General features: G+C 72.1%; 20 protein-coding genes. 11 read left to right on the forward strand and 9 right to left on the reverse strand.

All coding sequences use genetic code 11. The features are described 5' to 3' along the window. The first annotated feature begins 39 nt into the window (after positions 1–39). From ACTWO6_RS15310 to ACTWO6_RS15320, 3 genes are read left to right on the forward strand one after another with little or no spacing between them, the layout of a single operon-like run. Positions 40–2,592 carry an ATP-dependent Clp protease ATP-binding subunit gene (locus tag ACTWO6_RS15310; RefSeq protein ID WP_446220278.1) on the forward strand — a complete coding sequence of 851 codons (2,553 nt, stop codon included), beginning with the start codon at positions 40–42 and terminating at the stop codon, positions 2,590–2,592. Positions 2,593–2,606: 14 nt separating this feature from the next. Then, positions 2,607–2,774 carry a hypothetical protein gene (locus ACTWO6_RS15315; RefSeq protein WP_446220279.1) on the forward strand — a complete coding sequence of 56 codons (168 nt, stop codon included), beginning with the start codon at positions 2,607–2,609 and terminating at the stop codon, positions 2,772–2,774. After that, positions 2,774–3,124 carry a DUF3140 domain-containing protein gene (locus tag ACTWO6_RS15320; RefSeq protein WP_446220280.1) on the forward strand — a complete coding sequence of 117 codons (351 nt, stop codon included), beginning with the start codon at positions 2,774–2,776 and terminating at the stop codon, positions 3,122–3,124. Before ACTWO6_RS15315 ends, ACTWO6_RS15320 begins: the two co-directional genes overlap by 1 nt. A 59-nt stretch (positions 3,125–3,183) precedes the next feature. Here ACTWO6_RS15320 and ACTWO6_RS15325 read toward each other — a convergent pair whose 3' ends face one another. The 3 genes from ACTWO6_RS15325 to ACTWO6_RS15335 all read right to left on the reverse strand — a co-directional run bounded on the left by ACTWO6_RS15325 (position 3,184) and on the right by ACTWO6_RS15335 (position 5,135). Beyond that, positions 3,184–3,423 (reverse strand): hypothetical protein, encoded by a 240-nt coding sequence (locus tag ACTWO6_RS15325; protein WP_446220281.1) that lies wholly within the window; start codon positions 3,421–3,423, stop codon positions 3,184–3,186. A 19-nt stretch (positions 3,424–3,442) separates the two neighbouring features. After that, positions 3,443–4,438, reverse strand: coding sequence for a LysR family transcriptional regulator (locus tag ACTWO6_RS15330; protein WP_446220282.1), 996 nt, complete (start codon positions 4,436–4,438; stop codon positions 3,443–3,445). Positions 4,439–4,517: 79 nt separating this feature from the next. Beyond that, positions 4,518–5,135, reverse strand: a complete 618-nt coding sequence (locus ACTWO6_RS15335; RefSeq protein ID WP_446220283.1) for a hemerythrin domain-containing protein — start codon at positions 5,133–5,135, stop codon at positions 4,518–4,520. 184 nt (positions 5,136–5,319) lie between these two features. Here ACTWO6_RS15335 and ACTWO6_RS15340 point away from each other — a divergent pair, with 184 nt between their 5' ends. Then, complete coding sequence (locus ACTWO6_RS15340; RefSeq protein WP_446220284.1) at positions 5,320–6,648, forward strand: M20/M25/M40 family metallo-hydrolase; 1,329 nt, start codon at positions 5,320–5,322, stop codon at positions 6,646–6,648. Positions 6,649–6,708: 60 nt separating this feature from the next. Beyond that, positions 6,709–7,362: a hypothetical protein gene (locus ACTWO6_RS15345; protein WP_446220285.1), complete on the forward strand. Its 654-nt coding sequence runs from the start codon at positions 6,709–6,711 to the stop codon at positions 7,360–7,362. A gap of 73 nt (positions 7,363–7,435) precedes the next feature. Here the strand turns inward: ACTWO6_RS15345 and ACTWO6_RS15350 are convergent, their stop codons facing one another. Further along, a complete protein-coding gene (locus tag ACTWO6_RS15350; RefSeq protein WP_088993715.1) occupies positions 7,436–7,627 on the reverse strand; it encodes a DUF5703 family protein in 192 nt (63 codons plus the stop codon). 130 nt (positions 7,628–7,757) lie between these two features. Beyond that, the gene (locus ACTWO6_RS15355) at positions 7,758–8,729 is read right to left on the reverse strand and encodes an aldo/keto reductase (protein WP_446220286.1); all 972 of its coding nucleotides are present in this window, start codon (positions 8,727–8,729) and stop codon (positions 7,758–7,760) included. A gap of 167 nt (positions 8,730–8,896) precedes the next feature. On the opposite strand from ACTWO6_RS15355, the gene ACTWO6_RS15360 reads away from it, so the two are divergent. Then, the gene (locus ACTWO6_RS15360) at positions 8,897–9,949 is read left to right on the forward strand and encodes an LLM class F420-dependent oxidoreductase (protein ID WP_446220287.1); all 1,053 of its coding nucleotides are present in this window, start codon (positions 8,897–8,899) and stop codon (positions 9,947–9,949) included. After that, positions 9,946–10,782, forward strand: a complete 837-nt coding sequence (locus ACTWO6_RS15365; RefSeq protein WP_446220288.1) for an undecaprenyl-diphosphate phosphatase — start codon at positions 9,946–9,948, stop codon at positions 10,780–10,782. The genes ACTWO6_RS15360 and ACTWO6_RS15365 overlap by 4 nt, the downstream gene beginning before the upstream one ends. 132 nt (positions 10,783–10,914) lie before the next feature. Here ACTWO6_RS15365 and ACTWO6_RS15370 read toward each other — a convergent pair whose 3' ends face one another. After that, entirely contained in the window at positions 10,915–11,511 is a 597-nt protein-coding gene (locus ACTWO6_RS15370; protein ID WP_446220195.1) for a hypothetical protein, read from the reverse strand. 505 nt (positions 11,512–12,016) lie between these two features. Between ACTWO6_RS15370 and ACTWO6_RS15375 the strand changes: the two genes are divergently transcribed. The 4 genes from ACTWO6_RS15375 to mshC all read left to right on the forward strand — a co-directional run bounded on the left by ACTWO6_RS15375 (position 12,017) and on the right by mshC (position 15,551). Continuing rightward, positions 12,017–12,730, forward strand: coding sequence for a histidine phosphatase family protein (locus ACTWO6_RS15375; RefSeq protein ID WP_446220289.1), 714 nt, complete (start codon positions 12,017–12,019; stop codon positions 12,728–12,730). A gap of 112 nt (positions 12,731–12,842) precedes the next feature. Further along, positions 12,843–13,430, forward strand: coding sequence for a DUF3090 domain-containing protein (locus tag ACTWO6_RS15380; RefSeq protein WP_446220290.1), 588 nt, complete (start codon positions 12,843–12,845; stop codon positions 13,428–13,430). Then, positions 13,427–14,245: an SCO1664 family protein gene (locus tag ACTWO6_RS15385; protein ID WP_446220291.1), complete on the forward strand. Its 819-nt coding sequence runs from the start codon at positions 13,427–13,429 to the stop codon at positions 14,243–14,245. Before ACTWO6_RS15380 ends, ACTWO6_RS15385 begins: the two co-directional genes overlap by 4 nt. Before the next feature lie 67 nt (positions 14,246–14,312). Continuing rightward, positions 14,313–15,551 carry a cysteine--1-D-myo-inosityl 2-amino-2-deoxy-alpha-D-glucopyranoside ligase gene (gene mshC, locus ACTWO6_RS15390; RefSeq protein ID WP_446220292.1) on the forward strand — a complete coding sequence of 413 codons (1,239 nt, stop codon included), beginning with the start codon at positions 14,313–14,315 and terminating at the stop codon, positions 15,549–15,551. Between the two features lie 112 nt (positions 15,552–15,663). Here the strand turns inward: mshC and ACTWO6_RS15395 are convergent, their stop codons facing one another. Genes ACTWO6_RS15395 through pgsB form a run of 3 tightly spaced genes read right to left on the reverse strand, consistent with a single transcriptional unit; the run spans position 15,664 to position 18,467 of the window. Further along, positions 15,664–16,710: a C40 family peptidase gene (locus tag ACTWO6_RS15395; protein WP_446220293.1), complete on the reverse strand. Its 1,047-nt coding sequence runs from the start codon at positions 16,708–16,710 to the stop codon at positions 15,664–15,666. Positions 16,711–16,740: 30 nt separating this feature from the next. Further along, the gene (locus ACTWO6_RS15400) at positions 16,741–17,226 is read right to left on the reverse strand and encodes a poly-gamma-glutamate biosynthesis protein PgsC/CapC (protein WP_446220294.1); all 486 of its coding nucleotides are present in this window, start codon (positions 17,224–17,226) and stop codon (positions 16,741–16,743) included. Further along, complete coding sequence (pgsB, locus tag ACTWO6_RS15405; protein WP_446220295.1) at positions 17,223–18,467, reverse strand: poly-gamma-glutamate synthase PgsB; 1,245 nt, start codon at positions 18,465–18,467, stop codon at positions 17,223–17,225. The genes ACTWO6_RS15400 and pgsB overlap by 4 nt, the downstream gene beginning before the upstream one ends.

Consider the following 18,467-nt stretch of genomic DNA (forward strand, 5'->3'; position numbering starts at 1 on the left):
CCTTCGGCGACCGGCCGCGCCCGACTCCGGAGGACAGAGATGATGGGACCCGGCGACTTCGGCTCCGACCCGTGGGACGAATTCCTGGCCCGCTACTTCGGCCGGAGCGAGGGAGGACGCCGGCCGGCGCACCGGGTCGACATCACTCGGCTGATGACCGCCGACGCGCGGGAGATGCTGGCCGACGCGGCCCGCCGGGCGGCCCAGAAGCACAGCAACGACCTCGACACCGACCACCTGCTCTGGGCGGCGCTGCAACGCGAACCCCTCCGCGACCTGGTACGCCGCGCCGGCGCCGACCCGGACGCCCTGGTCAACGCCCTCGGCGGGCGCGGCGAAGGCGCCCCCCGCGGGGAGGTGCCGCCGAACCTGTCGCTCACCCCGGCGGCCAAGCGGGCGCTGCTCGACGCCCACCAGCTCTCCCGTGCGATGGGCGCCAACTACATCGGCCCCGAGCACATCCTGATGGCGCTGCCGCTCAACCCGGAGTCGCCGGCCGGCCGGATGCTCGCCGCCGGCCGGATCCAACCCGAGTCGCTGCAGGCGGCCAGCGCGGAACGCGGCCAGGGCGGCCCCAGGCCGGACCGCGGCACCCCCACCCTCGACAAGTACGGCCAGGACCTCACCGAACTGGCCCGCGCCGACCAGATCGACCCGGTGATCGGGCGGGCCGACGAGATCGAGCAGGCGGTGGAGATCCTCTCCCGCCGGACCAAGAACAACCCGGTGCTGATCGGCGAGGCCGGCGTCGGCAAGACCGCCATCGTGGAGGGGCTGGCCGAGCGGATCTGCGACGGCGACGTGCCGGAGACCCTGATCGGCAAGCGGGTGGTGCAGCTCGACCTGGCCGGGCTCGTCGCCGGCACCCGCTACCGGGGCGACTTCGAGGAACGGCTGAAGAAGGTGATCGACGAGATCCGGGCGCACCGGGACGAGCTGATCATCTTCCTGGACGAGATCCACACCCTGGTCGGCGCGGGCGGCGCCGGCAGCGAGGGCGGCATGGACGCGTCCAACATGCTCAAGCCGGCCCTCGCCCGGGGCGAGCTGCGGGTGATCGGCGCGACCACGCTGGACGAGTACCGACGCAGCATCGAGAAGGACGCCGCACTGGCCCGCCGCTTCCAGCCGGTCTTCGTGCCCGAGCCGACCGTCGAGGACACGGTCGCCATCCTGCGCGGCCTGCGCGACCGGTACGAGGCGCACCATCAGGTCCGCTTCACCGACGAGGCCCTCGTCGCCGCCGCCGAACTCTCCGACCGGTACATCACCGACCGGTACCTGCCGGACAAGGCGATCGACCTGATCGACCAGGCGGGGGCGCGGGTCCGGCTGCGCACCCGCACCCCCGCCGCGGACGTGCGGGACCTGGAACAGCAGCTCGACGAGGTGCGCCGGGACAAGGAGCAGGCCGTCGCCGACGAGCAGTACGAGCGCGCGTCCCAGCTGCGCGACCGGCTCGCCGAGCTGGAGGACCAGATCCGCCGGGCGCGGGGCGACGAGGGCCCGAGCCAGGTGCCGGCGGTCGGGCCGAAGGAGATCGCCGAGGTGGTCTCCCGGGCGACCGGCATCCCGATCAGCCAGCTCACCGAGGAGGAGCGCGACCGGCTACTGCGGCTGGAGGGGTACCTGCACGAGCGCGTGGTCGGGCAGAGCGACGCGGTCAGCGCGGTGGCGGAGGCGGTGCGCCGCTCGCGTACCGGACTGGCCGACCCGGACCGGCCGATGGGCAGCTTCCTCTTCCTCGGCCCCACCGGCGTCGGCAAGACCGAGCTGGCCCGGGCGCTGGCCGAGGCGCTCTTCGGCGAGTCGGACCGGATGGTCCGGCTGGACATGAGCGAGTTCCAGGAACGGCACACGGTCAGCCGGCTGGTCGGCGCCCCGCCTGGGTACGTCGGCTACGAGGAGGCCGGCCAGCTCACCGAGGCGGTCCGCCGCCGCCCGTACGCGGTGGTGCTGCTCGACGAGATCGAGAAGGCGCACCCGGACGTGTTCAACATCCTCCTCCAGGTGTTCGACGACGGCCGGCTCACCGACAGCCAGGGCCGGACGGTGAACTTCAAGAACACCGTACTGATCATGACGAGCAACCTGGGTTCGGAGCTGATCACCGGCACCCAGCGGGCGATCGGTTTTGCCACCGCCGGGGAGGCGGGCGCCGCCCAGGAGGCCACCGAGCTGCGCGAGCGGCTGATGCGGCGGCTGCAGGAGAACTTCCGGCCCGAGTTCATCAACCGCATCGACGAGATCATCATCTTCCAGCGGCTCGAAGCCGAGCAGCTGCGGCAGATCACCGAGCTGATGCTGGAGGAGACCCGCCGCCGCCTGCACGCGCAGGACATCCAGGTGGAGTTCACCACCGCCGGCATGGACTGGCTCGCCGAGCACGGCTACCAGCCCGAGTTCGGCGCCCGGCCGCTGCGCCGGGTGATCCAGCGGGAGGTCGACAACCGGCTCTCCCGGAAGCTGCTGGAGAACGAGATCTCGCCCGGCCAGAAGGTCATCGTGGACGCGCGCGACGGGCAGCTCGCCTTCGACGTGACCGCCGGCGACCGCGACTACACGGCGGCGACGACGTCCCACCCGCGATGAACCGGAGGGCGGAGATGACCGAACCAAAGGAGTCCCGGGAGGACACCGAGCGCAGCGAACCGATCGTGGCGCCCCCGACGGCGAACCCGTCCCGGGTGAAGGTGCCGCCGGAAGGGCTGAAGCAGCGCACCGACGAGGGCGAGCCGGCGCCGTCCGGGCCGCCGGCGGGAGAGGAGGCGTGATGGTACGCGAGAAGCGGCTGGATCCCGAGGTCGAGGTGATCTGGGATGACTTCCACGCCCAGGTGAACGTCCCCTCCGAGCAGCTGCGGCAGTGGCTGCTGACCCGTGGTTCCGGGGAGGAGACCTTCGGGCCGGACCCGGACCTCGCTCTGCCCGAGCCGGGCCGGCGCATCCTGCGGGTCCTGACCAAGCGCAAGGTCGACCTCACCCCGGAGGACATCCAGACGATGCGCGACGCGATCGAGCTGATCCAGAACCTGATGGACGAGAAGCCACCCCGTGGCAACGCCGACGACGAGTGGCGGCGCTCTCTGCTCGACCTGGGCCACGACGTCCTCGTCGAACGCTGAGCGGCAGCGCGCAGCCGGCGGCACCCGGGACCGGAGTCCCGGGTGCCGCCCTGGTCGGTCTACTGCTCGGTGCCGACGCTGGGCAGTTCCAGGCCGGCGGCGTCCGCGGCGGCCTGCCGCTCGGCGCGGGTCTGTTCCTCCCGGGCGAGCAGGTTGGCGTACTGGGTGATGTCGGCCGGGTCGGGCACCTCCGGCAGCCGGCGCAGGAACGTTTCGACGTCCTGGGACGCGGCGGTGTGCGCGGCGGCCGCCCGGCGCAGCAGCTCGGCCTGGTCGGCGGCGGGGTAGAGATCGGTCATGGTGGCCAGATACCCGTCGTCAGGCCGTTCGCACCCCGCCGGCCGCCCGCGCCGTCGTCGGCTGGGCGCCGAAGTCGGGGTGGCGCAGCAGCCAGGCCAGGTAGTCCGGGTGCGGCGCCAGCGAATCCGTGTACGCGGCCACCGCCGTCTCCAGCACCGTCTCGGCGGCCCGGGCGGCCGCCGCGTCCGGGTGCCAGCCCAGCAGCAGTCGCCAGCGCAGCGGCGTCCCGGCCAGCCGGCGGGTGACCAGCCCGGTGACCGGACGGAAGGTGGCCTGGCAGAGCGCCACCGCCTCGCCGGCGTCGACCAGGTCCACGCAGCCGCGGACGTCCGTCTCGTACATCTTCCGTGGGGTGAAGCCGGCGCGGGCGCAGGCGGCGGCGAAGCAGTCGCCGAAGCAGCCGTCGCCGGGCGCCGCGACCCACTGCTCCCGCCGCAGGTCGCCCAGCCGCACCTCGTCCCGGTCGGCCATCGGGTGGGTCTGCGGCAGCAGCACGAAGATCGGGTCGACGGCGACCTCCCGCCAGCTCAGCCCGAACTCCGCCGACGGGGTCGCGTCGCCGCAGACCCCGATGAGGGCGAAGTCCAGCCGCCCGCCGGCGACGAGCTGGGCCAGCTGGTCCACCGACCAGGAGGCGTACGTGGTGATCTGCAGCTGCGGCTGCTCGGCGGCGAGCCGGTGCACCAGCCGGCCGAGGATCGGGCTGTTCACCCCGCCGAACCGGTACCGGCCCAGCGGGTCGCCCGCCCCGGCCAGCCGCGCCGCCTCGTCCTGCAGGCCCTTCATCGCCGGCAGCAGCACCCGGGCCCGGGCCAGCACCAGCTCGCCCAGCGCGGTGGGTCGGGCGCCCCGGCGGTCCCGCTCGAACAGCGGCCCGCCCAGGATCCGCTCGATGCGCTGGAGCTGGGCGGTCAGGGCCGGCTGGGCCAGACCGAGCGTCGAGGCCGCCTTGGTCACGCTCCCCGTCTCCGCGATCGCGCACACCACCCGCAGGTGTCGCAGCTCCAGATTCATACGGTGACCGTAGGGCCACGCATCGATGGACGGAAGAGCCGAACGGCATCGGCCCGATCCGAGGCGCACGGGCGGCGGGTCAGGCCTTCGGCTGCCGCTCCAGGTCCGCCAGTTGGGTACGCCGGCCGGTCACCGCGTCCCGGAGCTTGTCCACCACGCCCACCGCCGGTTCCACGATCTTGTTCCACGGTGGGGTGGCCGGGGTGCCGGGGTGCGGCCGGGTCGGCGCCGCCTCCTCGGCGATCTGCCACCGGTTGCCCAACCGGATCAGGTCGGCGTCGCTGGCCACCTCGCGCAGCGGCGTCATCAGCGCGGCGACCCGGCCGACGTGCCGGCGGACCCGGTCGGCCACCTCGGCCAGCGCCGGGTCGTCCGGCCCGGACAGTCCCTTCAGGGCGGTGAGCAGCCCCGCGTCCGCCTCGATCTCCCGGTCGACCAGCTCGGCGCTCTCCGGCACGGCGGCCCGGGCGGCGGGGAAGAGGTACTGCTCCTCGGCGGAGAGGTGCCGGGACACCACGGCGGTGAGCACGTCGACCACCTCGCGACGGCGCTCCGCGGCCAGGTCCGGGTCGGTGACCTCGTCGGCCAGGCCGAGCAGCTGCCGGTGCTCCCGGTCCACGAGCTCGGCCAGGCTCCGGCCGCCGGGCCGGTACGCGTCGTCGGCGGCGGGTGGCAGCGGCGGCAGGGGGACGGTCATGGTGCCCTCCTCGACTCGTGGCCGGCGGGGGCCGGCGGCCCGGTGGGCGGTGCGGGGACGACTGCGGCGGTACCCGCACGCCCCGCGCGCGAAACCGGGCCGTACGCCGTCCCGGTCGGCGGCGCGCGCCGGGGGAGCCGGGCGGGGCGCGCCACCGGGTCGCCCCGGCTGGTATGAAGGGCCCATGACGAGCGACGCCGCTTCCGCCCGACCCGACCCCACCGACGAGGTCGTCGACCTCTGCCGCGACCTGCTGCGGATCGACACCACCAACACCGGGGACAACGACACCAGCGTCGGCGAACGGCTTGCCGCCGAGTACGTGGCGGAGAAACTGGCCGAGGTCGGCGTCGACGCGGAGCTCCACGAGTCGGCGCCCGGCCGGGCCAACCTCGTCGCCCGGATCCCCGGCACCGACCCGGGCCGCGACGCGCTGCTGGTGCACGGCCACCTCGACGTGGTCCCCGCCGACCCGGACGAGTGGTCGGTGCACCCGTTCTCCGGTGAGATCCGCGACGGCTACCTGTGGGGCCGGGGCGCGATCGACATGAAGGACTTCGACGCGATGGTGCTCGCCGTGGTCCGCGGCTGGCAGCGCGCCGGGGTCCGCCCGTCGCGCGACATCGTGCTCGCCTTCACCGCCGACGAGGAGGCCGGCAGCGACTACGGCGCGCACTTCCTCGCCCAGCGGCACCGCGGCCTCTTCGACGGCTGCACGGAGGCGATCGGCGAGGTCGGCGGCTTCTCCTACTCGGTCAACGAGTCCCAGCGGCTCTACCTCATCGAGACCGCCGAGAAGGGCATCGACTGGCTGCGGCTGCACGCCAAGGGCCGCCCCGGCCACGGCTCGATGGTGCACGACGACAACGCGGTCACGGCGTTGGCCGAGGCGGTCGCCCGGATCGGCGGGCACCGCTTCCCGGTGGTGGTCACCGACACCGTGCGGGCGTTCCTGGAGGAGGTCTCGGACCTGCTCGGCGTGGAGCTGGACCCGGAGGACCCGGAGACCGCCATCGCCAAGCTCGGCCCGATCGCCAACATCATCGGCGCGACCATCCGCAACACCGCCAACCCGACCCGGCTGGCCGCCGGCTACAAGGACAACGTCATCCCCGGCCGGGCCACCGCCACCATCGACTGCCGCAGCCTGCCCGGCCAGTCGGAGCTGCTGGAGCAGCAGCTGCGCGAGCTGATCGGGCCGGACATCGCCATCGAGTACATCCAGCGGCAGCCCGCCCTGGAGACCACCTTCGACGGCGACCTGGTGGAGGCGATGTCCGCCGCGCTGCGCGCCGAGGACCCGGGCGCCCGCCCCGTTCCGTACATGCTCTCCGGTGGCACGGACGCCAAGGCCTTCTCCCAGCTCGGCATCCGCTGCTTCGGGTTCGCCCCGCTGCGGCTGCCCGCCGACCTCAATTTCTCCGGCCTGTTCCATGGCATCGACGAGCGGGTTCCGGTGGACGGGCTACAGTTCGGCGTGCGGGTTCTCGACCGGTTTCTCCGCAGTTGCTAACCGTGTCCGCGGCGTCACCGGCGACGCGGATCCTCCCCCATCGCGAAGGGACTGCCTCACATGACCGACCAGCACGGTGAGCTGGACGCCGCTCTCGAGCGCGTGATCGCCGCCGCCCGCGCCCACCTGGCCGCCGTCCGTGCCGCCGAGGGCCGGATCGACGACGACAACGTCTGGCAGGCGTACGTCGCGTTGAACAACGCCTCGTTCGCCTACGACGAGCAGCTGCTCGACGCGTACGGCGAGGTCACCCCCTGGGACGTGGAGTCGATCGACCCGAACGAGGCCGACGAGCGCTTCGGCGGCGCCGAGGGCGTCGAGGCGACCGACCCGCACCCGCGGGTGATCTCGGTGCGGCAGCGCCGCGACTACCGGGTGCCGAGCGTGTCCGCCCTGATCCGGGTGGCCGAGGCGGCCCGCCGGGAGGGCACCCCGGAGGAGGACGAGCCGGCCCCCGTCGAGGGCGTCGGCGAGGCGGTGCTGGAGCTGCTGCAGAGCGGCGACGGCTCGCTCGGCGCGCTGGACGTCCCGGAGCTCGAACCGCTCGACGGGGTGGTGATGGTCAGCGAGGTCGGCACCCCGGTCGACCTGGAGTCCTTCGACGACGACGACCCGGTGGGTCCGTTCCAGCCGGCCGCCGACGACCGCCTCGTGGGCCGGCTCGACGAGCACCCGTTCCTGGAGCTGGACGAGGAGCACGACCACGCCCACTAGGCCGTGACGCGCCCGGGCCCGACCACCCGGTCGGGCCCGGGGCCGTCCGCCTCGCGCCGGCGTTCGCCGTCGCTCAGTACGACAGGCCCGGCTGCGGCTGGTTGATCCGCCGACGGCGCAGCATCACCTGCCGCGTACCGTCCCGGAACAGCCGCACCCGGGCCAACTCCCATCCGGAGAACTCCGCCTGGATCGCCAGCTGCGCCGCGGCGGTCAACCGGTCGACGTTCGGCGGCAACCGCAGCGGCGCGTATTCGTAGTCCATGCGTTCCATGCTGCCCAGGCCGGCCGTGGTTCGCCACCCCCTGCCGGTGATCCGCGTCGCGTCCCGCCGGGGTCGCCCGCCGGGCGGCCGGCGTGCCGCCGCGGACCGGCGCCGCCCCCCGACGGACGGGTCAGCCGTCGCGCTCCGGGTAGCCGACCGGGACCGCGGAGACGTCGTCCAGCGCGGTGACGATCTCCTCGGGCAGGGTCATCCGCTCCACCTGGAGCGCGCCGAGGAGCTGGCCGACGGTACGCGCGCCGAGGATCGGGGCGGTCACCCCCGGCCGGTCCCGGATCCAGGCCAGCGCCACCTCCAGCGGGGAGACGCCCAGCCCGCCGGCGGCGGTGGCCACCGCCTCGACGATGCTGGAGCAGCGCGGCTCCAGGTAGGTGGCGACGAACCGCTCGAAGTGCGGCGAGGCGGCCCGGGAGTCCGCCGGCCGGCCATGCCGGTACTTGCCGGTGAGCACCCCACGGCCCAGCGGCGACCAGGGCAGCACGCCCAGCCCCATCGCCTCGCAGGCCGGCAGCACCTCCCGCTCCACCCCCCGCTCCAGCAGCGAGTACTCCACCTGGGCGGCCACCACGGGGGCCCGCCCGGGCCAGGCGGCCTGCCAGGCGGCGGCCCGGGCGGTCTGCCAGCCGGAGAAGTTCGACACCCCGACGTACCGGGCCTTACCGCTGGACACGGCGTGGTCCAGGGCGGAGAGGGTCTCCTCCAGCGGGGTGTCCGGGTCGTACCCGTGGACCTGCCAGAGGTCGACGTGGTCGGTGCCGAGCCGGCGCAGCGACGCGTCCAGGGTGCGCAGCAGGTGCCCGCGCGAGCCGTCCCGGCGGCGGCCGCTGCCCGGGCGCAGCCCCGCCTTGGTGGCGATGAGCAGGTCCTCGCGGGGGACCAGGCTGCCCAGCAGGGAGCCGATGACCGATTCGGCGTCGCCGTCGGCGTACACGTCGGCGGTGTCGACGAGGTTGCCGCCCGCGTCGAGGAAGCTCTTCAGCTGGGCGGCCGCGTCGTCCGCGTCGGTGTCCCGTCCCCAGGTCATGGTGCCGAGCGCGAGCCGCGAAACCGCCAGCCCGCTTCGGCCGAGCGGTCGCTGTTGCATGCGTGAACCTTATTTCGAACCCGGCGTCACGGATATCCTCGCCCGAAGTCAAGTTCCTGCTCCACCGGCCGAACGGGTGCTACGCGTTCGAGGTGAGCCGGTGATCGGGAGCACCGCCCGCATTGCGTAACCTGATGCGACCTGTGGTGCGGATGGTGGGAGGACCAGTGCGACTCGGGCTCAGCCTCGGATATCAGACGGCGTGGAGCACGCCGGCCGACCACCTGGCACTTGCCCAGGAGGCGGACCGGCTCGGCTACTCGGTGGTGTGGGCGGCGGAGGCCTACGGCTCCGACTCGCCCAGCATGCTGGCCTGGATGGCCGGTCAGACCCAGCGGATCGACGTGGGCGCCGCGGTGATGCAGATCCCCGCCCGGACCCCGGCGATGACCGCGATGACGGCGGCCACCATCGACGCGCTCTCCGGCGGCCGGTTCCGGCTCGGCCTCGGCGTCTCCGGCCCGCAGGTCTCCGAGGGCTGGCACGGCGTCCGCTTCGCCAAGCCCCTCGCGCGCACCCGCGAGTACGTGGACATCGTCAAGCTGGCGATCGCCCGCAAGGAGGTCGCGTACGACGGCGAGCACTACACCCTGCCGCTGCCCGACGGGCCCGGCAAGGCGCTGCGCCTGGGCTTCCACCCGCCGCGCGAGCACATCCCGATCTACCTGGCCGCGGTCGGCCCGAAGAACCTCGAGCTGGCCGGTGAGATCGCCGACGGCTGGCTCGCCGTCTTCTACGCCCCCGAGTTCGCCGAGGAGCAGCTCGCCTCCGTCCGGGCCGGCCGGGCCAAGGTCGGCAAGGAGCTCGCCGGCTTCGACGTGGTGCCCTCCGTGCCGGTGGTGGTCGGCGACGACATCGCCTCCTGCGCCGAGCTGGTCCGCTGGTACGCCGCCCTCTACGTCGGCGGCATGGGCAGCCGGCAGCAGAACTTCTACAACCAGCTGGCCACCCGGATGGGCTACGGCGACGCCGCCCGCGAGGTGCAGGACCTCTACCTGGCCAAGCGGCAGCGGGACGCGGCCGCCGCGATCCCGATGGAGTTCATCGACCGCACCTCGCTGCTCGGCCCGAAGGAGCGCATCGCCGAGCGGATGCGCGAGTACGCCGCCGCCGGCGTCACCACCCTGTCGGTGACCCTCTTCGTCGCCGACCGGGACAGCGGCGTGCAGACCCTGCGGACCGTCGCCGAGGCCCTGGAACTCTCCGGAGTCGGCGAGTGACCTGGGTCGAGGCCATCGTCCTGGGCATCGTCCAGGGGCTCACGGAATTCCTGCCGGTCAGCTCGTCCGGTCACCTGCGCATCACCTCGGCGATCTTCTTCGGCCGGGACGCGGGCGCGTCGTTCACCGCGGTGACCCAGCTGGGCACCGAGGCGGCCGTGCTCATCTACTTCGCCAAGGACATCTGGCGGATCGTCCGGACCTGGCTGCTGGGCATCCGAGACCGCTCGGTCCGCGCCAGCCTCGACTACCGGATGGGCTGGTACGTCATCATCGGCTCGATCCCGATCGGGCTCTTCGGGTTCCTGTTCAAGGACCAGATCCGCACCGCCGGCCGAAACCTGTGGGTGGTCTCGTTCACGCTGATCGTCTTCGCGTTCGTGCTGGCCTTCGCCGAGTACTGGGGCCGGCAGACCCGCACCCTGGAGAACTTCCGGCTGCGCGACGGCGTTGTGATGGGCTTCGCCCAGGCGATGGCGCTGATCCCCGGCGTGTCCCGCTCCGGCGGTACGCTCACCGCCGGCCTGCTCCTCAATCTGACCCGGGAGGCGGCGGCGCGGTACTCGTTCCTGCTGGCCATCCCGGCGGTGGTGATGTCGGGGGTGTTCAGCATCCCGGACGTCTTCGAGCCGTCCGCGCCGGGCACCGCCGCGCCGAGCGGGGCGCAGATGATCGTCGCGACGCTGATCGCCTTCGCCATCGGCTACGCGGCCATCGCCTGGCTGCTGCGCTACGTCGCCCACCACACCCTGTACGTCTTCGTGCTCTACCGGGTCGCGCTGGGCGCCCTGGTCCTCTCCCTGCTCCTCACCGGCACGATCACCGCTACCTGAGTTTCTGGTTGCTGACGGTCGCCCCCAGCCCTGACCTTGGTCGCGGCCCGTCCGTTTGGATGTGGATATGCCGCTGGCCGGCACCCCGGGTCTTGGGGTGCCGGCCAGCGGCGTGATGCGTATTCGGTTGGGTCAGCTGTTCCAGTGCTGGGCGACCAGGTCGGCGGCCTGCTTCTCCCACTGGGCGTAGGCGTCCGGGTAGGCCGACACCTGCACCGTCTGGGCGGCCTCGGTCAGCGGCATGTCCTGCCACCCGTCGACCTGCTTCAGACCCTTCTCGAACGCCAGGGTCGCGTACTCCGGGTCGGTGATCTGCTCCGGCGTACCCCAACCACTGGACGGGCGCTGCTGGAACAGGCCCAGCGAGTCGTGGTCGTTGGCGTCACCCAGGTGACCCAGGTTCTCCAGCTTCGACTCCTGCAGGCTGGTGGCGATCGAGATGACCGCGGCGCGCTCCGGCAGGCCGGCCTTCTTCGTCGCGGCGATGATCGCCTTGGCGTTGCCGGTCTGCTCGTCGTTCAGGGTGATCTTCGACTGGGCGCCCTGCACACCGTGCGGGATCAGCTTCTTCTTGTCGACGCCCGGCTTGTCAGCCTGCACCGCGACCGCGACGGGCTTGCCAGCCACCGGGGTGGTGTCGGCGTGAGCGGCGATCGGACCGGCGAACACACCACCGGCAAAGGCCAGACCAGCAACACCCAGCACGCTCTTACGAATGATCGAAGTCATGATGAAGCTCCTTGGGGGGTTGGCGTCAGCGCCGATGGGGGTCAGCGGCAGACGCAAGCACCGTCAGGCGCTCACAAGCACAAGGGGAAAGTCTCTGCCCGGTCCGACCGCGGGGCGGGGCCTCTTCGCGGCGCCGGGACCATATGTAACGACCGGCAGGCCACCATCATTCCGGGGCCCGACCATCGGCCCGGTCGAGCGGGCCAGGTACTCGGTCGTACGCCAGATGTAACGACCCCCGGCCGGCCACGATTCCGCCGCCAGGATGCCGCCGGTCACACCCGGAAACGGACATCCGACCCAGACCGTTCGCCACCTGGCGGGCCGGACCGGACATCCGGCACCAGATCCCCGATGTGGCGGTATCCGCGCCTGTCGGACACCCCCACATCGGCGACACGGAGTCGATCACGCACACCCCCACCGCAACCTCCGCCAAACCGCGAGCGAAGCGACAGCAGCACGCCGGCAACCGCGAGCACACCCGACCCCCCGACGCCCTAGGGTGGTCACCGTGGCGACCCTTCTCCTTCTGCGACACGGCCGGACCACCGCGAACGCCGACGGCGGCCTGGCCGGCCGGCAGCCGGTCGAGCTGGACGAGACCGGTCGCGCCCAGGCCACCGCGGTCGGGGAGCGGCTGCGCGGCGTTCCCCTCGCGGCGGTGGTGACCAGCCCGCTGATCCGCTGCCGGCAAACCCTCGACCTGGCCCTGCCGGAGGCGGAGCCGGTGGTGGAGGAGGGGCTGATCGAGTGCGGGTACGGCAGCTGGGAGGGGCAGCCGCTGAAGAAGCTGGCCAAGGAGCCGCTCTGGCCGGTGGTGCAGCAGCATCCCAGCGCCGCCGTCTTCCCCGAGGGGGAGTCGATGGCCGCGATGTCGGCGCGGGCGGTGGCGGCGGTACGGTCCTGGGACGCCCGGATCAACGCCGAGCACGGGCCGGAGGCGGTCTGGCTGGCGTGCAGCCACGGCGATGTGATCAAGGCCATCGTGGCGGACGCGCTGGGCGTACACCTGGATCTGTTCCAGCGGATCGTGGCCGACCCGGCGTCGGTGACGGCGATCCGTTACACCCCGTTGCGGCCCTTCCTGGTCCGGCTCAACGACACCGGCGGGGACCTGGCCGGGCTGGTGCCGCCGCCGCGCAAGCGGCGTCGGCGGGCCACCCGGGCGGTCGACTCGGACGCCGCGGTGGGCGGTGGCGCGGGGGCGGCCCGGTGAGCCGCGTCGCCACGCCCGGGGCGGGGCCGGGTGGCTGGCGGCGTTTCGCCCTGGGCGGAACCACCGTCGGTGCGGTGCGCGACGCCTCCACGCGCCGGATAGGGTCGTGGGTATGACCCACCAGGTGCACGCCTTCGAGCCGCCGGAGCGGTTCGTCGCCGGGACCGTCGGCCCGCCGGGGGAGCGTACGTTCTTCCTCCAGGCGCGCGGCGGTGGCCGGCTGGTCAGCGTCGCGCTGGAGAAGGTCCAGGTGTCCCTGCTCGCCGAAAAGCTGGAGGAGCTGCTCTCCGAGGCGCAACGCCGGTTCGGCGTGGAGCTGCCGGAGGCGGCGCCGATGGCCGTCGGCGACAACGACCCGCTGGACACCCCGGTCGACGAGGAGTTCCGGGTCGGCACCCTGGGCCTGGCCTTCGACGTGGACACCGCCACCGTGGTGATCGAGGCGATCGCCGTCGGTGAGGCGGAGGCCGAGGTCGAGCTGGGCGACGTGGAGGACGACGAGGACGAGGACGAGGAGCCGGAGGAGCCGGACGAGGACCTCGACCGGCTGCGGGTCCGGCTGACCCCCGCGGCGACCCGCGCGTTCATCGAGCGGGCCCGCCGGGTGGTCAACGCCGGCCGTCCGCCCTGCCCGCTCTGCGGTCAGCCGCTGGACCCGGCGGGCCACCTCTGCCCCCGGCACAACGGTTATCACCGGTGACGTCGTCGGAACTCCAGCCCCGACAGCACAGCGCCGTCGCTCTCCGCCTGCTGAGCGACGGTGAGCTCGACCTCGAGGGGCGGCTGGTCGACGCCTCCAACACCACCCTGCGCGGGATCCTCACCCTCGACGGGGTGACGGCCCGCTGCGTCTACAAGCCGGTGCGCGGCGAGCGCCCGCTCTGGGACTTCCCGGACGGCACGCTCGCCGGCCGCGAGGTCGCCGCCTACCTGGTCTCCCGAGCCACCGGCTGGGACCTCGTGCCGCCCACGGTGCTGCGGGACGGCCCGTTCGGTCCGGGCTCGTGCCAGCTCTGGATCGACGAGCCGGAGGATGCCGAGTCGCTGGTCGGGTTCGTGCCGGCGGACGCCGTGCCGCCGCGCTGGTTCCCGGTCGCCGCGGCCCGCGACGACGACGGCGTCGCGTACGCGTTGGCGCACGCCGACGACCCCCGGCTGGCCCGCCTCGCCGTCCTCGACGCGGTGCTCAACAACGCCGACCGCAAGGGCGGACACGTGCTGATCGGGCCGGACGACCGGATCTACGGTGTGGACCACGGGGTCTGCTTCCATGTCGAGGAGAAGCTGCGCACGGTGCTCTGGGGCTGGGCCGGCCGGCAGTTGCCGCCCGACGCGGTGGAGATGCTCGACGCGCTGGCCGGTCAGGTCGCCGGACCGCTCGGCGAGGAGCTGGCCGAGCACCTGACGATCGGCGAGGTCGCCGCGCTGGCCGGCCGCGTTGACCGGCTGCGGGAGACCGGGCGGTTCCCCCAGCCGCCGGAGGACTGGCCGGCGATGCCCTGGCCGCCCATGTGAGCGGTTGTCGCGTTGATCACGCCCGGGGCGGCATCGGGCGGGTGGGCGGCTCGTTAGGCTGACGGTCATGGAGTCTTGGGTGGGACACGAGGTGCCACGGCTGCCGGGTGAAGGCGTGCCGCTGAGGTTGTACGACTCGGCGCGGCAGGGCGCCCGGCCCAGCGAGCCCGACGGCACCGCCTCGATGTACGTCTGCGGCATCACCCCGTACGACGCCACCCACCTCGGGCACGCCGCCACCATGATCACCTTCGACCTGGTGCAGCGGATGTGGCGGGACGCCGGCGTGACCGTGCGCTACGTGCAGAACGTCACCGACATCGACGACCCGCTGCTGGAGCGGGCCGAGCGCGACGGCGAGGACTGGAAGGTCCTGGCGATGCGGGAGACCGCACTGTTCCGCGAGGACATGGAGGCGCTGCGGATCATCCCGCCGGCGCACTACGTCGGCGCGGTCGAGTCGATCCCGGACATCGCCGAGAAGGTCCTGGTCCTGCTCAAGGACGGCGCCGCGTACCGCCTCGACGACGGCACCGGCGACGTCTACTTCGACATCACCGCCGCCCCCGAGTTCGGCTACGAGTCCAACCTCTCCCGCGAGGAGATGCTGAAGATCTTCCCGGAGCGCGGCGGCGACCCGGACCGGGCCGGCAAGCGCGACCCGCTCGACCCGCTGCTGTGGCGGGGTGCCCGGGAGGGCGAGCCGTCGTGGCCGGGCGGCGAGCTGGGGGCCGGCCGGCCGGGCTGGCACATCGAGTGCGCGGTGATCGCGCTGAACCTGCTCGGCGACCGGATCGACGTGCAGGGCGGCGGCAACGACCTGCTCTTCCCGCACCACGAGTGCTCGGCGGCGCACGCCGAGCGGCTCACCGGCCAGGCGCCGTTCGCCGACCACTACGTGCACGCCGGCATGATCGGCCTGGACGGCGAGAAGATGTCGAAGTCCAAGGGCAACCTGGTCTTCGTCTCCCGGCTGCGCGCGGACCGGGTGGACCCGATGGCGGTGCGGCTGGCCCTGATGAGCGGTCACTACCGCGCCGACCGCTCGTGGACCGACGAGCTGCTCGCCGCCGCGCAGGAGCGGCTGGCCCGCTGGCGCCGGGCCGCCGCCGCGCCGGCCGGGCCGTCCGGGACGGCGTTCCTGGCTCGGGTGCGCGCCCGTCTCGCCGACGACCTGGACACCCCGGGCGCGCTGGCCCTCGCCGACGACTGGGCCGACCGGACCCTGGCCGACACCGTCGATGACCCCGAGGGCCCGGCGCTCTTCGCCGCCACGGTGGACGCCCTGCTCGGCATCCGCCTCTGACGCCCCCGGCGTGGCCACCGGGCCTCTGGTCTCCGGAGGCCTGGTGGATGGCTCATGGATCGCCGACGGTGTTCCGGCGATCTTCCAGGAGGTTCGATCGGCCGCTGGCGGATCAGAGCCGGCGGGCGGTGCGCCACCTGTCCGGCCAGTAGCCGACACCGTCCAGGAGCGGTGCACCGGAGAGGTCACCCATGGTGGGGCCGTCTGTCTGCGACCGGCTGGAGATGAACCGATGGTGCCCGCCGTCGTCGATGCCCAGATAGATGCCCGAGTGGTCGATCTGGCCGGTCGGTACCGGCTGGGCGTTGAAGAACACCAGATCGCCAGGAAGCAGCCGGTCGATTCCTCGGGCCCGCTGGCCGGAGTTGGGCATCAGCTCGACACCTGGGCCGAACCCGGCCATCGCGTAGGCTCGGCGCGGAAGACCATCGCCCGGGGTGTTCGTGCCGCGGAGCGGATATCCGAGCCGGTGACCGTACACCATCCGCAGGAAGCCGGAGCAGTCAAGCGCCAGCTCGCGCTGCGGTTCTGGCATTTCGCTCTTGCCGTCGAGAAACGACCACGCCTGACCCAGGTAGTCGTAGAAGTCGGAGCGCTCCTGACGACCGTCGGGGTCCGTCAGGTCCGGCGGCCCGAACGACGCGTCACCGGAATACTGCTGTCCCTGGTTGTCTCTCTTCACCGGAGCTCCGTCGACGTACTCGAAGGCGATCGCCAACACGTCCGGCGAGCGGTCCCTGCGGGCTGCGGCGAACCAGTCGATGAACCATTGCTCCTGTTCGGCACCGGCATGCCATGGCTGGGGTGCGAGCCGAACCCACACGTCGGTCTCGATCTTCGCATCCGTGAAGCGCGGCTCCTCGAACGTCCGGGACGGACCGTAGATGTGCGCGGTCCGCGCAGCATCGGTCATGATCGCGACAGGCTTCCCGGAGGAGTCGATGATCTCCGTACGGTCCGGCTGCGTCGACCGCTGGTAGGTGAAGCCCGAGGCGCCGCGCGCCTGACCGCCGGCCTTCGCCGCGCCCAGGGTCAGCACGGGTTCGTCGGCTGGCGACGGTCGCGCCACCACGTAGGTGAGCGTACTTGCGGCGATCAGCAGGACGAGCCCGGCGATGCTCAGCAAAGCGGGCCTGCGGAGATGCGTGCGGTAGCTCATTCCTGCTTCTCCTTTCGGGGTTCCGGGCGGTCAGGTCACCGGCACGAATCCGGCGACGACGCCGCTGTACGCGATACCGAACGTGATCGCAGTCACGACGAGTGTCGCCAGGATGGTGGCCCTGGGCGGCTGACGCACGAGCTGGTACGCGATGAGTCCCGGGATGACGAAGCCCAGCGTCTGGTGGGCGAAGAGCAGCGGGAGGTCACGCTGGACGATGACGAACATGGTCAGTTGGAGAAGGACACTGACCAGTACGATCGCCGCGAACAGCCGCTTCCCGTAGAGGATGATCACGCGGTGCATCAGCCGGGCGATGAGGTAGGTGACAATGGTCACCGCCACAACGATCACCGCCTGCAGTTGGTCCTCGATGAGCGTCAACGCGATCCAGCCCGGGGTGATCATGCCGCCGGGCGAGAGGTTGGTGGTCAGATAGCACAGCAGCGCGAACACCAGTCCGATGCCGAGGCTCGCGGTGGCAAGCTGGGCGCTGAGTTCTCCGCCGAAGGTCATCGCTGAATCCTTTCTTCGGTCGGCTTACGGGGCATGGTGGAAGCGGATGGTGAGCCGTCCTCGCAGGTCCAGCCCGGCAGTCCCGCCAGCTGATGGACCAGCACCTCACCCTGCCCGTGGATGTTCCCGACGGCGACGATCGAGGAGTCGTCCGGGGTTGCTGCCGTCACGCTCTCCAGCAGGCTGCCCGGGTCGGGCTTGCCACCGAGGTCGACAACCCGGTCCTGAAGGTCCGCCGGGACGGTCGTACGGGCGCTCTTGGTCACCTCTCCGATCAAGATGATGTTCTCCGGTCGCACCCGGCCGCTCAGCTCGCCCATCTGACCGTTGCGTTCGATCCGGTCCGGCCGGCAGTTGATCACCATCGTCAGCGGACGGGTGATGAGCTGTTGGTCCTCCAGTTGCTGGATGTTCATGAAGGTGGATTCAGGGTCGTTGGCGGCGAAGATGTTGGCGAACCGGAACCGCTTGTCGCCGTGCATCACCCGCGCCACGGACAGCACGCCCGGGTCGGGCGGCGCCTCCCACATGCCCTTGAGCGCGCTCTGCCGGTCGATTCCCAGCTCCCCGGCAACGGCCAGTGCGATGGCGACGTTCTCCTTGAAGGTGATCCAGCCGAATCCGTCCATCTCGTGGTCACTCACCGACTCGGGATCAACCGCGATGAGGCGGCAGTCGCGCCGTTCGGCTTCTTCCTGCAGGATCGGGAGCCGTTCCCGCTCAGCGGTGACGCAGACCCCTCCCACCGGCATGGATCGGCTCAGGGAGCGGGCGACGTCGTCCAAAGTGGGCCCCATTTCGGCGAGATGGTCCTCGCGCACGTTGCACAGCACCCCGATGTTGGATCGGATCAGCTTGCTCTGGTTGACCTCCTGCAGCGCCGGCATCACGGCCATGCACTCCATGACCAGAGTGTCCGGGTGGTACACGGCAGCCCGACGTACGATGCCGATCTGCTCGACCACATTCGCGATGCCGAACTTGCGGTGCACCGGCTCCTCGCTGGCGTCGGGGAAGATGAAGCGGGCCGCCGTGCCGGTGGTCTTGGCCACCACCACGCGGCCACCGCCCCGCAGCGCGCCGGCGCAAAGCCGCGTGATCGAACTCTTGCCCCGGATACCGTTGACCAACACGCGGTCCGGAATCCTGTCCAGGTTGCGATAGTGGTTGCGCTGCTCGACGATCCCGGCGACGAACAGAGCCCCACAGCAGAGGACGAAAACGACGTAGAGGTATGCCAC

The organism is Micromonospora sp. IBHARD004, from assembly GCF_052814115.1.

What these genes read in the sequence shown, in the direction of transcription:
- ACTWO6_RS15350 (WP_088993715.1), bottom strand. Translation starts at nt 7,627, where the DNA reads ATGGACTACGAATACGCGCCGCTGCGGTTGCCGCCGAACGTCGACCGG.
- ACTWO6_RS15325 (WP_446220281.1), bottom strand. Translation starts at nt 3,423, where the DNA reads ATGACCGATCTCTACCCCGCCGCCGACCAGGCCGAGCTGCTGCGCCGG.
- ACTWO6_RS15380 (WP_446220290.1), top strand. Translation starts at nt 12,843, where the DNA reads ATGACCCACCAGGTGCACGCCTTCGAGCCGCCGGAGCGGTTCGTCGCC.
- ACTWO6_RS15335 (WP_446220283.1), bottom strand. Translation starts at nt 5,135, where the DNA reads ATGACCGTCCCCCTGCCGCCGCTGCCACCCGCCGCCGACGACGCGTAC.
- mshC (WP_446220292.1), top strand. Translation starts at nt 14,313, where the DNA reads ATGGAGTCTTGGGTGGGACACGAGGTGCCACGGCTGCCGGGTGAAGGC.
- ACTWO6_RS15330 (WP_446220282.1), bottom strand. Translation starts at nt 4,438, where the DNA reads ATGAATCTGGAGCTGCGACACCTGCGGGTGGTGTGCGCGATCGCGGAG.
- ACTWO6_RS15395 (WP_446220293.1), bottom strand. Translation starts at nt 16,710, where the DNA reads ATGAGCTACCGCACGCATCTCCGCAGGCCCGCTTTGCTGAGCATCGCC.
- ACTWO6_RS15345 (WP_446220285.1), top strand. Translation starts at nt 6,709, where the DNA reads ATGACCGACCAGCACGGTGAGCTGGACGCCGCTCTCGAGCGCGTGATC.
- ACTWO6_RS15310 (WP_446220278.1), top strand. Translation starts at nt 40, where the DNA reads ATGATGGGACCCGGCGACTTCGGCTCCGACCCGTGGGACGAATTCCTG.
- ACTWO6_RS15315 (WP_446220279.1), top strand. Translation starts at nt 2,607, where the DNA reads ATGACCGAACCAAAGGAGTCCCGGGAGGACACCGAGCGCAGCGAACCG.
- ACTWO6_RS15400 (WP_446220294.1), bottom strand. Translation starts at nt 17,226, where the DNA reads ATGACCTTCGGCGGAGAACTCAGCGCCCAGCTTGCCACCGCGAGCCTC.
- ACTWO6_RS15370 (WP_446220195.1), bottom strand. Translation starts at nt 11,511, where the DNA reads ATGACTTCGATCATTCGTAAGAGCGTGCTGGGTGTTGCTGGTCTGGCC.
- ACTWO6_RS15355 (WP_446220286.1), bottom strand. Translation starts at nt 8,729, where the DNA reads ATGCAACAGCGACCGCTCGGCCGAAGCGGGCTGGCGGTTTCGCGGCTC.
- ACTWO6_RS15340 (WP_446220284.1), top strand. Translation starts at nt 5,320, where the DNA reads ATGACGAGCGACGCCGCTTCCGCCCGACCCGACCCCACCGACGAGGTC.
- ACTWO6_RS15320 (WP_446220280.1), top strand. Translation starts at nt 2,774, where the DNA reads ATGGTACGCGAGAAGCGGCTGGATCCCGAGGTCGAGGTGATCTGGGAT.